Genomic DNA, 14,471 nt, shown 5'->3' on the forward strand with positions numbered 1-14,471 from the left:
GATCCTGAACACCCCGGCCGGACATACCGTGTGAATAAGGGTTTTCACTTCTTCTGACTGGAAGTGAAAACCCTTTTTTTGTAGGGCTGATTACGGTAAAGTGCCTGCCGGTTTCTTTCGTCTTCTTCTTTTGGCTGCCGGGGGGCGCGTCCGTATGGTCATCTTCTGACTGGATTCCGGTTGGGCAGGGCCGTACGCAGTTGATGCGCACCTTGCCGCAATTCATTCCGCGCTACTGACAACCCGGTTGGGAATGGTTTTCCGGCGGTAATTGACTCTCTTACTTTTGAGTTATTAAATCACTTATTAAGCAGATAGGGCTGAATAACAGTCCGTTTAGAACAACAAATACAATATGAAACCGCTGAAGCATTTTTTATTGATGGCTGCTTTGCTGAGCATGGCGGCCTGTACGAAGCCCGGTCTGGAAGGGCCGAAGGAAACGGATAAACCCGGGGAAGGAATCGTCAAAGGCCGCGTAGTCGATGCGCAGGGCAAACCGGTTGCCAAGGCCGAGATCGTGGCCAGCAGCACCGATCACTATAACCGAACCGCAACCGGCTATACGGATGCCAATGGAAACTACAGTTTTAAGGTGCCAACCGGTGTTGCCGCCGGTTCTTATTCTGTGGATGGGTCCGTGACGATCCGGTACCAGAATAAGAATTTTAAAATGGCGCTGTATCAGGAAGATACGCGCGTGTTTTCAGCCTACGACGGCGCTGTTCGCAACTTTGTTTTCCGGCTGACCGGAAAACGCACCGTTGATGCCGACGAAACGGCCAGCCCACTGGGCGCAAAACTGGAGGTGCATCACCAGGTCGATCGTGTTGTTTATGAAAACCTTGAAATTACGCTCGAACCCGTTGGCCCGCTGGTTGATGGCAGCACCGGCAAGAAAATAGTCCGGATGATGCCCAAAAACAGCTATTACCTTGACGACATTCCGGTGGGCCGGTACAAAATTACCGCCCGGGATAAAGGGACGGGGAAACCGTTGGGCGTCTCCATTCAGGATTCATTCAAGGACTACGAACCGTCGGTAACCGGTTTGTTTGAAGACGAAGACTTCATCGGGTCAACCCATTACCGCCTGGGTATTTTTGTGGATACGTTATAAAACCAGCCCGGGTGTGTGATTTTTGCCCGAAGGGCCTGCTCTGACGCTTCATGCTGCGATACCGGAAAACCGGGTCGCAGCGTGAGAAAATAGCCTGGTATAATAAAACAAGACGGGTATTCCTGCGATTGGGGGGCGGAGATTGCCATTCGATTAGTACCTTGCAGTCGATTGTATAGCCGGTTTCGGCTGGTTGGCGATTCCGATCTTATCCATAGGTTTATGATTGCTGGTTCCACTGCACATTTGTTATTGATTGAAGATGAACCCAAAGTGGCTACGTTTATCCGAAAAGGACTCCAGACCCAGTCCTATGGGGTGGAGGTGGCCCTGACGGGGCAGGAAGGGAAACAACTTTTTGCCCAGGCCGCTTTTGATCTGGTCATTCTGGACGTCAACCTGCCGGACATCAGTGGTCTTGAGGTGGCCGAATACATCCGGCGACAAAATACCCGGATCCCGATTCTGATGTTAACCGCCCTGGATACCACCGCCGACAAGTTGCTGGGATTTGAAGCTGGGGCCGACGATTACCTGGTCAAACCGTTTGACTTTCTGGAATTGCTGGCCCGGGTCAAAGCACTGCTGCGCCGGTCGGGGACACCCGAAGAAGGAGATCGGATTTTACGGGTGGCCGACCTGGAGCTTGATCTGCACGAGCGCGTTGCCCGCCGGGGTGGTCAGACCATTGACCTGACCGCCCGCGAATTTGCCCTCCTGGAATACCTGATGCGGAACGCCGGGCGCGTGGTTTCGCGGGTGGACATTGCCGAGCAGGTATGGGATATCGGGTTTGATACGGGGACCAACGTCATTGACGTCTACGTTAGTTACCTGCGCGCGAAAATCGACAAAGACCACCCCACCAAACTGATTCACACTCTGATCGGAATGGGTTACGTGCTGAAAGAAAAATGAGCCTGCATAACCGCCTGACGCTTTTATCGACCGCCATTGTTTCCGTTTTGCTGGCGATCTTCTGTCTGTTTCTGTACCTGATTGCCCAGCAATACCGCAAACACGAATTCCTGAACCGCCTGCGGGCCGAAGCGTTGACGGCGGGTCATCTGCTGGTGGGGCAAGACCGGATCGGACCGGACCTCTACAAACTCATTGACAAAAATCAGCTGACGGTTTTGCCCGACGAAGAAATTATCATTTATGATGCAAAGAACCGGTTAATCTACGAAAGCGGTACGGATTATCTCACCGTAACGCCCTCAATTCTGGCGCGTGTTCGGGAACTGGAAACGACCCATTGGCGGGAAGGCGACCGCGAGATTGTGGGAATCCGGTTTGCCGAACAAACGGCTCCCTACCTCATTTTTGCCTCAGCCATCGATAGCCGTGGGGTCCGGACCATTCAGGATTTGGCGAAGCTCCTGGGAGGAGGGTGGTTTCTGATGACCGGAATCATGCTGGTTGCCGGGCGGTATTTCATGGGGCGGATCCTGCAGCCCATTAGCCGGATCAATCAGCGGATCGACGAGATCACGGCCTCAAACCTCTCCTTGCGATTACCGGAAGGTAAAAGTGGCGACGAACTGACCCAACTCGCGCAACGCTTCAATCGGATGTTGAACCGGCTGGAAGAAGCCTTTCGGCTGCAACGTTCGTTTGTGTCGCACGCATCGCATGAGCTTCGTACCCCATTGACGGCCATTACGGGCCAGTTGCAGGTGTCACTGCTGGCTGATGACGAACCGGAAGAATTGCGGGCAACCCTGCGCTCGGTGCTGGATGATGTGCGGGGGTTGAACCGGATGGCCAACGGGTTGCTGGCGCTGGCCAATGCCAGCATGGATTCGTCCGCCGTTCCGATGGGGCCGGTGCAGATCAAGGCGTTGGTGGAACAGGTTCGGCACGAAGTGCAGCGTCTTCAGCCCGGTTGCACGGTTGAACTCCGGGTTGAATCGCAAAATGAGTCGGATGACGACTGGCAACTGACGGGCAGCGAACCGCTCCTGCGAACGGCTTTTTTTAATCTGATGGACAACGGCTGTAAATTTTCGTCGAATCATACGGTAACGGTATCCCTGTCCGCCACCGGTAAATCGTTTCAGCTCACGGTTCACAATACGGGTTCGGTGATTCCGTCCGATCAGCTCACGGCCATTTTTATTCCCTTCCAGCGGGGGCGCAATGCCAGTGGTTTGCCCGGTTTCGGAATCGGACTGCCACTGACCGAACGCATTGTCAAACTTCACCAGGGCCAGATCGAGGTCCACTCATCGGCAGAAGCTGGCACCACCTTTGTCATTACCTTACCCCGCTGACCTCCGGAGGCCTGTTTTTAGGTAAATTTCCCGTAAATCCGGTTTTTTTCAGGGGCCGGATCATTTCTAACCCCGTTCTAATATCGCTCTAACACGAGCTTAACACGGGCTTCCGATCTTTGTTCTGTCAGCCAGCGATCAGGTGTTAACTGGTCAAAATCATGAGGCTGATTGTTTATAAAGATAGATAAGCCATGAAAACATACATTGCAGCACTTGCCCTGAGTGGATTAACCATATTGACCGCCACGGCCCAAAACGATCAGAAAATCCGTAGGGACCACACCATTTCAACGCATAATTACAAGCATCCGAACAAAGCCGCCAAGGCCCAGAAATTGGCTAGCCAGCGCGGAGAAACCATCAGTGCCCCTGGCCTCGATAACCGGGCGGTAGTCAACTACAAACAGCCCGTGCCGAATGCTGCCCCCGCCGATGGGTATCTCGTACCGCATAAGGCCAACGAGAATCTGGCCGACCGGAACTATAAAATGCAACGACCCAGTGGGTTGACACCGGTCGAGCAACCCTCCGAGGTGGCCACCACCCCCGGCAAGGAGTTGCCGAAAGAGAATAAATAAAACGGTTCAATGCTGAACTCTCCGTTAGTCGGCCGACGTAACCGTGTCACTTCGATGCGGTTACGTCGCTGGCCAATTAGTTTTCTTTCTTTTCATTTTTACCGGGAAATACCATGATTCGTACTTATCAGGAGCTTTTTGCAAATAATAAAAAGTGGGTTGATGAAAGAAAAAACCTAGACCCTGCCTTTTTTAATAAGCTGGCCGAAGGGCAGCGGCCCAAGTTTTTATGGATCGGATGTTCCGATAGCCGGGTCCCTGCCAATGTCGTTACCGGAACCGATCCGGGCGATATGTTTGTGCACCGCAATATCGCCAATATGGTGATTCATAATGACATGAGCATGCTTAGCGTGCTGGACTATGCCGTGAATGTACTGGAAGTGCAGCACGTCATTGTGTGCGGTCATTACGGCTGTGGGGGCGTTGCGGCTGCCATGGGAAATAAGCAGGTCGGGCTGATCGACAACTGGCTGCGTTACATTAAGGATGTATACCGCCTGCATCAGCACGAACTGAATGCGATTGAAGATCCGGCCCAGCGGCTTAACCGGTTGATCGAACTCAATATCCAGGAGCAGGTGTATGGTCTGACGACGACCACCATCGTGCAGAACGCGTGGAATGCGGGCCGGCCGCTACAGGTTCACGGAATGGTGTATGACCTGAAAACCGGTTTGCTGAAAGATCTGGGAATTACAATAGACCACGCCAATGCCGTCGACGATGTGTATCGGCTTGAGCCGGTTTACGCCTAAACCGGGCCCGAAAATAGATTCATTGTGCGAGTAAATAGGTTGCAAAAAGCCCCATCCTTGGGGCTTTTTGCATGAAACATACCGACGCCAGAGTCCGTCTTACCCGCGTCTGGCGATCCGAAATGTCAGGGTGGCTGCGATCAAAACCGCAACGCCCATCAGCAGGTACGAGGCATTGAAGTTGCCCGTAAGACCGCTGAGGTAACCAACCAGATAAGCGCCGACAAACGAACCCAAAGCGCCCATGCTATTGACTAAACCGATGGCCCCACCGGCCACGTTCTTGGGTAAAAGTTCGGTTATGAGGGCAAAAAATGGACCGTATGGGGCATATAAAGCACCACCCGCCAAAATCAGTAAAGCGTACGAAAGCCAGAAATGTTGCCCCGCCAACCAGTAGGAGCCGAAAAAGGACAACGACGCGATAACCAGGAAAGGCCAGATGAAAAGAATACGGTTTTGGCTTTTATCCGAGAAATGGGATGCCGCCAGCATGCCACCAATCGCCAACAGGTAAGGGGCTGCCGATAGCCAGCCCGTCGTAACAATGTCCATATCCGGACTGGCTTTGATGATGGACGGGAGCCACATGACAAAACCGTATACGCCCAGACTCCACAAAAAATAGTGAATGCATAACAGAATAACCGCCTTGGAGCGGAACGCCTGTCCATAATTTTTGACGGGTTTGATCGCTTTTTGCTCATCCTTCAGCCGATTTTCGAGCTTCGATTTTTCTTCCGTCGTCAGCCAATCGGCTTCCCGTGGGGTCTCGGCAATCATTTTCCACCAGACAAACGCCCACAAAATACCGGGGGCACCCTGAATGATAAACATCCACCGCCAGCCTACGGAATCGATCAGGTACCCGGACAGAACCGACATCCATAAAACCGTAACCGGGTTACCCAAAATCAGAAAGGTATTGGCGCGGGAGCGTTCCTCCTTCGTAAACCACTGACTCAGCAGGATAAGCATGGAGGGCATGACAGCGCTTTCCACCACCCCGATCATGAACCGGATCACGATCAGGGCCGTGACATTGCTAACCAGGCCGGTCGCCGTGGCCAGTCCGGCCCACAAAATCAGGGAAACGAAAATCAGCTTTTTGGCGCTTTTATGGGAAGCATACTGCGCTCCCGGTATTTGAAAGAAGAAGTAACCCAGGAAAAATAAGGAACTTAATAAGGACGAAGTTGTCTGGGAAATCTGGAGGTCTTCGTTCATGCCACCCGCAGCCGCAAATCCAAAATTGGCCCGGTCGAGGTAAGCCAGACTGTAGGTGATGAAAACAACCGGTATCAGGCGGTACCAGCGAATTGGGGCGATTGAATGGATCATGCAATGGGAGAGGCAAGGGTAAAGGTGACGATCGCGGGTTAGCAGGTCAGTCCTGCGTGAGAACAAGCTCCTTCTTTAAGGAGGCAATCACCGTAATATACTGCCCATTTATAAGGAGGTTCGCTGAATCCTTTTGGTTTGTAGAAAAATCACAACTAAATGATTAGTTTTAAGGCAGGTCTTCGTTTTTACTCCCGAAAGTTAGTATGAAAGGTTTTTTCTATTCCCTGGTGTTCGCCTTAGTCTGCACAGGCTGTGTCAGACAGCCTTCCTTACCCAAAGACAGCCAGCACAATGTGACCAGTATGCTCAATGATTCGGTTTGGTACGGCACCGGACAGGTCCTGCGACTCAAGGAACGGACGGAGCGGATAGAAGATGTTCGGCAGTTTAATTTGCTGGTATACACCGATATTGATTATCCTGGAATGGGTGTTGGCCCGAATCCCAATACCAGCAACGGTTGCCTGGATCCTGAGTGCACGAAAACGCAGGCCCTGATGATTTTCAATATTCCTTTGAAAAAAGGCCGTTTCAAAATTTCCAACCTGAACAAACGGCGCAAACTGAACAACGAGTATGCTAATCTTTCCTATATCGGTAACTCGGGCGGATTAGTCAAACGCTATATTGACCAGGGACTAAAACCCAGTTGGGTCAGCGTGACGAAGGTTGACAAAGCGGCCGGTATCGTGGAAGGGCGTTTTGCCATTTCGTTCAATGAGGATATGAGCGTTTACGGCCGCCTTCGGAATGGCATGCCTGAAACGGCCCGGTTTACCAGTGGGTTATTCCGTATAAAAATCACGGATGTGATCATCAGGTAGACGAAAAACCGGGATCAGGTAGTTGTAGTTATACGGCTCGGACTGTTATCAGTAAACGTCTACCGGAGGAGTACGGCCAGATTTCCGGAGGTGAACAACCGTTTCAGCTGGTTTTGTAACAGTTGAATTTTGGTGTCCTGCTGTTTAAGGATTTCTTTTTGGAGGTCTATTTCCATCGAGTTGAGGTCGTTGGCTTCCAGTTTGCCCGCGCTGAATCGTTCCTGGTAAATTTGCAGACTTTCCTTGAAAAGCGCGATATTTTCTTCAATAGGAATCAGTTGCTGTTGCTGCGTACGAATGGTTTCATCCAGTTCAAGCAGGTCTTTCCGCACAAGTTGTTCCTGTTCTTCTACCTGTAGCTTTAAGGAGGTGGCCTGAACGCTCAGTTGCTGTAAATGATTCGCCCGATTCTCGCCCGCCAGCAAATTCCATTTTACCGCCAGCCCGACATAGGACGCCAGATACCAACTGTTCTTTGCCACGGGATTGAACGCATTGGTAAACTGATTGGCGCCGAAAAAACCGTCTAGGCCGACCGTCGGCTTATTTTTTCGGCGTTCACTAATCAGTTGCTGCTGGACCAACTCGTTCTGCCCCTGCAATTGATTGATGGCGCTGATTCGCTGCGGGTTCAGGTCCGTTTTGTCGGCTTTATGGAGGAGCGATTGCAGGGATTCCGATTGGTAATTAGCGCGCAATAATTGCTCAACGGGCAAGGTGGTCAGGTAGCTCAGGTAGACAATCTGTTTGACAAACTCCGTAACCGCCAACTGGTAGTTTTCCAGGGCGTGATTATGATTGACCCTGGCTTTGTTGTACTCGGTCTTGAGCAATCGGCCTTCCTCCAGACGCGCCTTCATGAGTTGAACCGACTGAAAACTGCGCAGGGTATCCAGGGCGCTATCGGTAATCCGGGTTTGATTTAGCCAGATGTTGGCGTAGGTTTTCACGACCTCGTAGCGCAATTCGTTTTCAGCATTTTCGCGGTCGAGTTGTTTCAGGCGGTCCTGAATTTTGCTTTCCGCCACCTGGCTGGCAATCGACGCATCCCAGAGTGGCTGGTAAACCGTTGCTCCCGCGTTTTGCTGCCAGGGGGTCCCAAACCGAATCGCTCGTACTTCATCGGTTGCTGGCTGAAAAAACTGGCCGACCGGTACAATGGAGGTTTGAATGATGGGATTATACCGGTAATTGTAATTCAGCGACACCTGCGGCCAGTACTTTGCCCTCAGGTCAGCCGTTTTCAAAGCCGCCAGGAGCTGATCCTGCGACAACGCTTTAATACTTGCCCGGTTTTTAAGAGCGACGCGTATACAACTGTCCAGCGACAGCGGGGTTTGCGCAGGCAGGCCGAAGCCGGTCAGACAAAGCAGAAAAAGGGCAGTATATGTTTTCAATCCATTCATAGCTGTTTTATCTGAATACCGAAGCAGGTTCCACGCTGTTGATCTTGCGAATCGCAAACAGCGAACCGCCCATCGAAATAAAGAGCGTAACCAGAAAAAGTCCCAGTACGAAAATCGGCGGAAAGTTTAGAATAAGTCCGGCACCGGCTACCCCCTTCTGGAAACCAAATAACAGCAGCATGGCAATCATAAATCCCAGAATGGCAAATAGGAACGATTGCATGAGAATCAATTTGGTGACGTACCCGTTGGTGGCCCCGATGGCCTTGAGGGTTCCGTAATCCTTTAAGCGATCCAGCGCTGCGGAGTAGAGGGTCAGGCCAATGATAAAAAAACCGCTGATGATGGCAAAGACAACCAGCGAGCCAATGCTCGTGCCAATGTTGGAGGTGATCGTAATGAAGCGAATGGTGGTGTTTTTTAAATCCCTACTCTCCCAGGCTTTCACCCCGACAATGGTATTATCGATGTTCGCGATCACCTGTTCTTTGCTGAAACCCGGTTTCACTTTCACGGCCACGCAGGATATTTTGTTGGCCGGAAAACCGCCATAATAGCGGGCTTTGGACAGGGTGGTGTAAAAAAAAGAACCGCCGAAGCCACGGGCGTTTTTCGTGCGTACTTTAATAATCGCACTCTTCCCGTTGATTTCCACCGAAGTGCCCGGTGCCACGCTGTTGTTAAATGTGCTCTCATCAAAAAACTCGGCAGAAACCGCCCCCTCGTCGAGCAGACTGCTGATCTTGCCGTCCATGACCAGATCGGGGCGGGGACCGGCCACAAAGTTCGGAGCTTCGCTGCCAATGAGGCTGACAATGGCGGTTTTCCCATCGGCAAACTTGATAGATCCCGACGCCACGACCACCGCGTAGGTTTCCTGCACACCGTCGATGCTTCGGATCTCCCGAACGATCCGTTCGTCGAGTTGGGCCAGTTCGTTCGCGTTGCTGGTGATGTTGTCCACCACCCAGATTTCGCCCAGATCCTGCCGGCTGCTCGACACCAACCCGCCCATCAGACCCGTCAGGAAGGAAAGAATGCCCACCTGCTGCCCAATCAGAAAGATGCTGATGACGATGCCGATGATAATGCCAATGCTCTTGGATTTATCAAATTTCATGAATTGATACGCCGTTCGCAGCATAGATTACAGGCTAATGATACACTCTACTTTGGTGTTCAGTAACAACCGGTCGATTTGATCGATTGTTACCCTGATTTCCCGCACCCGGCGGTCTTCCAGATCGCTGGCCTGCTCCTGAAACAGGGATTTCTTTTTCAGATAGGGCGACACAAACTGGATAGTTCCCGTCGCGAGGGTGTCGGTATTGCCCACCAGCCGGATGACGGCTTTTTGTCCGGTTTTTACCTTGTTCGCGAATAATTCATCCACCTCAGCCCGCACCAGGACGGGGCCTTTAGCCGCAAAATCAGCGTAGGTGTCATACTGTTTGATGGCGCTCCCGACGGTTGGAAACAGATCCAGAATCACCCCATCTTCCGGTGCCCGGAGCATTTTCAGGTTTTTTTCATCCTTACTGACCTGGCCCTGTTTCTGAATTTCGCGAAGACGCTGCTGGGCCTGCCGGATGGCTAGTTGTTTATTGGCCAGTTCTATTTCCGACTTTTTTAACGTTTGCTCCAGGTCATCGACATTCTGCTTCGTTTCGGCGTTTTTTTGCAACAGGTTTCGGGCCGTGGCCAGTTGTTCCTGGTTGTAGCGGTAGGTCACTTCGGCTTCCCGGGCTGCTTCCCGGGCCATCTCAATTTCCGATTGCTGCGTAGCTACCTGGCTGGTTGATTGCTCCAAACGGGACTGTTCCAGCACCTGGTCCAGTTGCAGGATCGGCTCGCCTTTCCGCACGGAGTCGCCCCTTGATTTGAATTGCTTTACGACAACGCCCGCCGACGTAGCTGCCAGGGCCACGATGCCCTTTTCGGGTTCTACCTTCCCGGTTCCGGTTACTTCGCGCACTTTATCGGGGGTGAAAATCTGGGTGCTGTCTACCCCGTCTTTGGATGCTTTCTTTTGGTCACCGGAATTGCAACCGAACAGGATGATCAGGCAAAAGCTCAGGTAAACGAAGGCGTTACTTCTCATACGGTAGTTAGCAAATTATTTTACGAATTCTTCATCTTCGGAGGGCGTATCACTGGCGACCCCATCATTCACATAGATAATCCGGTCGGCGTACTGCTTTAAGCGCAGGTCGTGGGTGACGACCGTGACGGATTTTCCGCTCTCCGCCAGTTGTTTAAGTTCAGCCATCACCACGCTAACACTCTTCACATCCAGTGAAGCCGTCGGTTCGTCACAAAGAATAATGCGGGGATTGGTCACCAGCGCGCGGGCAATGGCCACCCGTTGCTGTTGGCCGCCACTCAGCATTTTGGGCAAGTTGAACATTCGGTCGGTCATACCCACTTTTTCCAAAGCCGTTTCGGCCCGTTGGCGCGCTTCTTTCCGGCTGATTCCCATCAGCAGCATCGGGTGCATCACATTATCGAGGGCGGGTAAAGGGGCCAGCAGGTTAAAACTCTGAAAAACAAAGCCGATGTTCTGAAGCCGGATTTTAGCCAGTTCCTTTTCAGAGAGTGTCGTAATGGCTTGTCCATTGATGTATACCTCGCCCGCAGTAGGATAAATTACGCAGCCAATCAGGGATAACAAAGTTGTTTTCCCGGAACCGGACGGGCCGATAATCAAGGTAAGTTCTTTCTCTTTAAATTCAGCGTTGGTGGGCTGTAAGGCAACGATTGTGGTGTCGCCAGTTTTGTATTCCTTGCTGGCACCACGGACTTCCGCTACTACGGTCATAAATTTACTACATGAACGGTCTTTAGAATAGGTTTTGGTATGACTGCAAAATTCCGCGCCCTCCTGAAACTTGCCCCGATCATTAACACCAGCCGGTCATTTATTGTTTTTAATTGCCAATGTAACGAGTTTCGGTAACACATGCTCGTATACGTCTGCGGATGATGCTTAAATAATTCCGAGGGCGAGCAATAAAAACCGGACAACGTTAGAAGCGCTGATTTCAAAATAGGATCGATAGCTTCATGCTGCACGAGTTGTTGCATAGCCTTTTAAGGCATGAGGTACTGATCCGTGATGAATTTTAAAAGCAGTATGAATCGGAGAACCGGAGCCATCCTCCGGGCCATCGATGACTTCGTGCCGTTTTTTTGCTGCCTAGTGGGCCCAATTGGGGGAGGGGAGCGTTAATGGATGGAATTATAACTTACGGTGGGTAATTGAAAATAAAAGGCCGCTCCGTCCGTCACACTCGTATCCAGCCCGATGTTGCCCTGCATACTCTGAATAAATTCGCGGGAAATCGATAAGCCGAGTCCGGTTCCGGTAGCCTGCCCGTTTTGACCCGGCGCCTTGAAATAGCGGTCGAAAACCCGGGCCTGATGTTCGGGTCGAATACCGGTTCCGTGGTCGCGGACGCGAAACTCGACCTTACCTAATGCAGGGAGCGAAGTGGCTGTGATGTCGATCGTGCTTTCGTCGGGGCTGTGCCGTAGGGCATTTGATAAAAAATTGATGAGTACCCACGACGCTTTATCGGCATCGGCCAGGATAGGGGGCAGGTCAGGGGCAACGGTACAATGGAACTGAATCTGCTTTCGTTCAGCCTGTACCCGCAGGGAGTGCGTGGCGTAGTGGATGATGTCGGCGGGAGCAATAGGCTGGATGGTTAACTGAATCTGTCCGGATTCAACCTGAGCCATATTCAAGAGTTCACCCGTCAGATTCAGCAGACGATCGGCATCGGTCCGAACGTTTTCTACCAGTTGTTTTTGCTCGGAATTCAGCGAACCAATCCGAGCATCTTCAATCAGTTTCAGGCTCATTTTAATCCCCGACAAAGGTGTTTTTAACTCATGGGAAACCGTGGCGATGAAGTTAGTTTTGGCTAAATCCAGTTCCTTGTACGAGGTAATATTCTCCAGCACAATCACGTAGCCCGCCAGGGTCGCGTACTCTTCACCGGTTCGGGTCACCTCCACCCGGTGCGTTCGCCGGTTGTAATAACTTTCTTTTCCCTGTCCGTCCGAGCCCTTATCATAAATCTTCAGAAGGCTTCGCAACTCGCCGGTTTCGGACACCGGCCCGCCCGGTTCATCACTCATGATGCCCTGGATAAGGGTCCGTAACAGATCGTTTTGGGTAGCTACATCAGGCGCGTACTGACCAACGAGGGCGGCCTGGTCAGTACCCAGCAGCCGACACGCTACAGGGTTGGCAAAGAGAATACGCCGTTGTTCATCCAGGCCGATGATGCCTTCGCTCATGATCTGAATAAGCGTTTCGATTCGCCGTTTCTCGAACAGAACGCGAGCCAGATTCGAGTGCTCATACTCATCTAATTTCTGGGCCATCGAGTTAAACGACCGGGCTAACTCGCCAAATTCGTCGTCGGAACGGAAGTGAAGCCGTTCCTCAAAATTTCCACTGGCTACCTGTTTAATGCCCCGGGTTAGCTCACGGAGGGGATTGGCGATGTACCCCGGGAAATTGATGATAAAGGAAAACAACACCAGAAAACCAAACGTACCGACCAGGGTAAGCAATTGCAGGGCTTGTCTGGCATTTTCCTTGGCGGTTTCGTTCTTTCGAATCATGGCCTGCCGGTTCATGTCGTCGATCACCAGCAACGTTTGTTGTATTCGCCGGATGGTCAATGAATCGGTAGCTCCCCGGCGGTATCGTTCAAACTCCTGCCGGAGCCGCTGGGTAGCACCGGCTTCGCCCACTTCCGTTACGTTTACTTCCTGCCGTCGCAAGGCCGCATCGAATTCGGCCCGTGCATCGGGATCATGGGGATCCGTCATGGCTCGTTGCATGCTGCTAACGGATTCCAGCGTAACTCCGTTGTCTTCCAGAATGGTTTGCGCTTCGGTAGTGGTTTGGTGCAGAAAATAGGCACACAGCCCTCCCATGAGCAGGAGTACAAGGAACAAAAAAGTCAGGGCGAACGATAGCTTGGTCTTGATACTCATGAGACGATAATCAAGTCAATGTTGGACGCAGAAAGTTTGTTCAGCAGACGGTTAAATACAAACGTTTGTAAAATGACCTGCACCAGAGTGACGTGGGGTTTTCCCATGCAAACCGTGGTAACATTCCGTTTCTCTACTTCCTGCATGATGCAATCGACCACATCCCGGCCCCTGGCCTGGATGACCTCCGCTCCCAATTCGGTGGCCAGTTTCAGGTTATTGATCAGGTGACGTTGCACATCGAGTCGAATCCGGTCCGGCGACTCAGCGGGAGTCTGCACATACAGCACATACCAGCGTGAGTTGTAAAAAGCCGCCAGGCGGGCGGTTCTGCGAATCACCCGCCTGGCGACGATATGATTACTACTGATGGCTGCTAAAAACCGGTCAGGTCGTGCCTGGACCGACGGGGGTAAGATGGTGTCGATTTTGCGCTCGACCGCCGAAGCCACCTCCCGCAGCGCCAGCTCACGTAACTGAAGAATTTTCTGACTCTGGAAAAAATGGGTCAAGGCCATCTCCACCTTGGCCCGATCGTAAATTTTGCCTTCCTTTAAGCGGGCAATCAGTTCGTCGGCGGTTAAGTCAATATTCACCACTTCGTCGGCCAGTTGAAGCAGCTTGTCAGGGACTCGTTCGGCCACCTCAATGCCGGTAATGGCAAAAACGTCATCGTATAAACTCTCGATGTGCTGAATGTTGACCGCCGAAATGACGCTAATTCCTGCATCCAGAATCTCCAGCACGTCTTGCCAGCGTTTTTCGTTTTTAGAACCGGGAATATTGGAATGGGCCAGTTCGTCGACAATCACCAGTTCGGGACGCAGGTTCAGAATACCCTGAACATCCATTTCGTCCAGTTCCCGGCCTTTGTAAAACAGCGTTCGACGGGCCATAACGGGGAGCCCTGCCACGAGTGCCTGGGTCTCCGTCCGGCCGTGCGTTTCGATAAAACCAATCCGGACATCAATGCCGCTTTTCAGCAGGGCGTGCGCTTCCTGGAGCATCCGGTATGATTTACCAACGCCCGCGCTCATCCCGATATAGATTTTAAACTTTCCCCGTTTCGACTCCTGAATCAGCCGAAGAAAGTGTTCTGCGGACTCATCGCGGTTATCGGCCTGCATCGCTTTATGTCTACGTTTATTC

Annotated in this window: 13 protein-coding genes; 6 read left to right on the forward strand and 7 right to left on the reverse strand. The window is 51.9% G+C overall.

Annotation, left to right across the window (positions count from 1 at the left end; genetic code table 11):
• Positions 1-355: 355 nt before the first annotated feature.
• The 5 genes from ACFPMF_RS00170 to can all read left to right on the forward strand — a co-directional run bounded on the left by ACFPMF_RS00170 (position 356) and on the right by can (position 4,735).
• Entirely contained in the window at positions 356-1,120 is a 765-nt protein-coding gene (locus ACFPMF_RS00170; protein ID WP_379840390.1) for a carboxypeptidase-like regulatory domain-containing protein, read from the forward strand.
• Positions 1,121-1,342: 222 nt separating this feature from the next.
• On the forward strand, positions 1,343-2,038 hold the full coding sequence (locus ACFPMF_RS00175) for a response regulator transcription factor (protein WP_379840391.1): 696 nt from the start codon (positions 1,343-1,345) through the stop codon (positions 2,036-2,038).
• Positions 2,035-3,396 (forward strand): HAMP domain-containing sensor histidine kinase, encoded by a 1,362-nt coding sequence (locus ACFPMF_RS00180; protein WP_379840392.1) that lies wholly within the window; start codon positions 2,035-2,037, stop codon positions 3,394-3,396. The genes ACFPMF_RS00175 and ACFPMF_RS00180 overlap by 4 nt, the downstream gene beginning before the upstream one ends.
• Before the next feature lie 194 nt (positions 3,397-3,590).
• Positions 3,591-3,977, forward strand: coding sequence for a hypothetical protein (locus ACFPMF_RS00185; protein ID WP_379840393.1), 387 nt, complete (start codon positions 3,591-3,593; stop codon positions 3,975-3,977).
• Between the two features lie 113 nt (positions 3,978-4,090).
• A complete protein-coding gene (gene can, locus ACFPMF_RS00190) occupies positions 4,091-4,735 on the forward strand; it encodes a carbonate dehydratase (RefSeq protein ID WP_379840394.1) in 645 nt (214 codons plus the stop codon).
• A gap of 99 nt (positions 4,736-4,834) precedes the next feature.
• Here the strand turns inward: can and ACFPMF_RS00195 are convergent, their stop codons facing one another.
• Entirely contained in the window at positions 4,835-6,076 is a 1,242-nt protein-coding gene (locus ACFPMF_RS00195; protein WP_379840395.1) for an MFS transporter, read from the reverse strand.
• 206 nt (positions 6,077-6,282) lie between these two features.
• Here ACFPMF_RS00195 and ACFPMF_RS00200 point away from each other — a divergent pair, with 206 nt between their 5' ends.
• Positions 6,283-6,903 carry a hypothetical protein gene (locus ACFPMF_RS00200; protein WP_379840396.1) on the forward strand — a complete coding sequence of 207 codons (621 nt, stop codon included), beginning with the start codon at positions 6,283-6,285 and terminating at the stop codon, positions 6,901-6,903.
• 59 nt (positions 6,904-6,962) lie between these two features.
• Here ACFPMF_RS00200 and ACFPMF_RS00205 read toward each other — a convergent pair whose 3' ends face one another.
• The 6 genes from ACFPMF_RS00205 to ACFPMF_RS00230 all read right to left on the reverse strand — a co-directional run bounded on the left by ACFPMF_RS00205 (position 6,963) and on the right by ACFPMF_RS00230 (position 14,449).
• A complete protein-coding gene (locus ACFPMF_RS00205) occupies positions 6,963-8,300 on the reverse strand; it encodes a TolC family protein (RefSeq protein ID WP_379840397.1) in 1,338 nt (445 codons plus the stop codon).
• Between the two features lie 16 nt (positions 8,301-8,316).
• On the reverse strand, positions 8,317-9,453 hold the full coding sequence (locus ACFPMF_RS00210) for an ABC transporter permease (RefSeq protein ID WP_379840398.1): 1,137 nt from the start codon (positions 9,451-9,453) through the stop codon (positions 8,317-8,319).
• 3 nt (positions 9,454-9,456) lie between these two features.
• Positions 9,457-10,410 carry an HlyD family secretion protein gene (locus ACFPMF_RS00215; protein ID WP_379840399.1) on the reverse strand — a complete coding sequence of 318 codons (954 nt, stop codon included), beginning with the start codon at positions 10,408-10,410 and terminating at the stop codon, positions 9,457-9,459.
• Positions 10,411-10,425: 15 nt separating this feature from the next.
• The gene (locus tag ACFPMF_RS00220; protein WP_379840400.1) at positions 10,426-11,127 is read right to left on the reverse strand and encodes an ABC transporter ATP-binding protein; all 702 of its coding nucleotides are present in this window, start codon (positions 11,125-11,127) and stop codon (positions 10,426-10,428) included.
• Positions 11,128-11,534: 407 nt separating this feature from the next.
• On the reverse strand, positions 11,535-13,322 hold the full coding sequence (locus ACFPMF_RS00225) for a sensor histidine kinase (RefSeq protein WP_379840401.1): 1,788 nt from the start codon (positions 13,320-13,322) through the stop codon (positions 11,535-11,537).
• Positions 13,319-14,449 (reverse strand): sensor protein KdpD, encoded by a 1,131-nt coding sequence (locus ACFPMF_RS00230; RefSeq protein ID WP_379840402.1) that lies wholly within the window; start codon positions 14,447-14,449, stop codon positions 13,319-13,321. The genes ACFPMF_RS00225 and ACFPMF_RS00230 overlap by 4 nt, the downstream gene beginning before the upstream one ends.
• Positions 14,450-14,471: the final 22 nt, after the last annotated feature.

The organism is Larkinella bovis (assembly GCF_042655385.1).
Taxonomy (GTDB): Bacteria; Bacteroidota; Bacteroidia; order Cytophagales; family Spirosomataceae; genus Larkinella; species Larkinella bovis.

Coding starts and splice junctions, on each gene's coding strand:
- ACFPMF_RS00170 (WP_379840390.1), top strand. CDS start 356: ATGAAACCGCTGAAGCATTTTTTATTGATGGCTGCTTTGCTGAGCATG.
- ACFPMF_RS00175 (WP_379840391.1), top strand. CDS start 1,343: ATGATTGCTGGTTCCACTGCACATTTGTTATTGATTGAAGATGAACCC.
- ACFPMF_RS00180 (WP_379840392.1), top strand. CDS start 2,035: ATGAGCCTGCATAACCGCCTGACGCTTTTATCGACCGCCATTGTTTCC.
- ACFPMF_RS00185 (WP_379840393.1), top strand. CDS start 3,591: ATGAAAACATACATTGCAGCACTTGCCCTGAGTGGATTAACCATATTG.
- can (WP_379840394.1), top strand. CDS start 4,091: ATGATTCGTACTTATCAGGAGCTTTTTGCAAATAATAAAAAGTGGGTT.
- ACFPMF_RS00195 (WP_379840395.1), bottom strand. CDS start 6,076: ATGATCCATTCAATCGCCCCAATTCGCTGGTACCGCCTGATACCGGTT.
- ACFPMF_RS00200 (WP_379840396.1), top strand. CDS start 6,283: ATGAAAGGTTTTTTCTATTCCCTGGTGTTCGCCTTAGTCTGCACAGGC.
- ACFPMF_RS00210 (WP_379840398.1), bottom strand. CDS start 9,453: ATGCTGCGAACGGCGTATCAATTCATGAAATTTGATAAATCCAAGAGC.
- ACFPMF_RS00215 (WP_379840399.1), bottom strand. CDS start 10,410: ATGAGAAGTAACGCCTTCGTTTACCTGAGCTTTTGCCTGATCATCCTG.
- ACFPMF_RS00220 (WP_379840400.1), bottom strand. CDS start 11,127: ATGACCGTAGTAGCGGAAGTCCGTGGTGCCAGCAAGGAATACAAAACT.
- ACFPMF_RS00225 (WP_379840401.1), bottom strand. CDS start 13,322: ATGAGTATCAAGACCAAGCTATCGTTCGCCCTGACTTTTTTGTTCCTT.
- ACFPMF_RS00230 (WP_379840402.1), bottom strand. CDS start 14,449: ATGCAGGCCGATAACCGCGATGAGTCCGCAGAACACTTTCTTCGGCTG.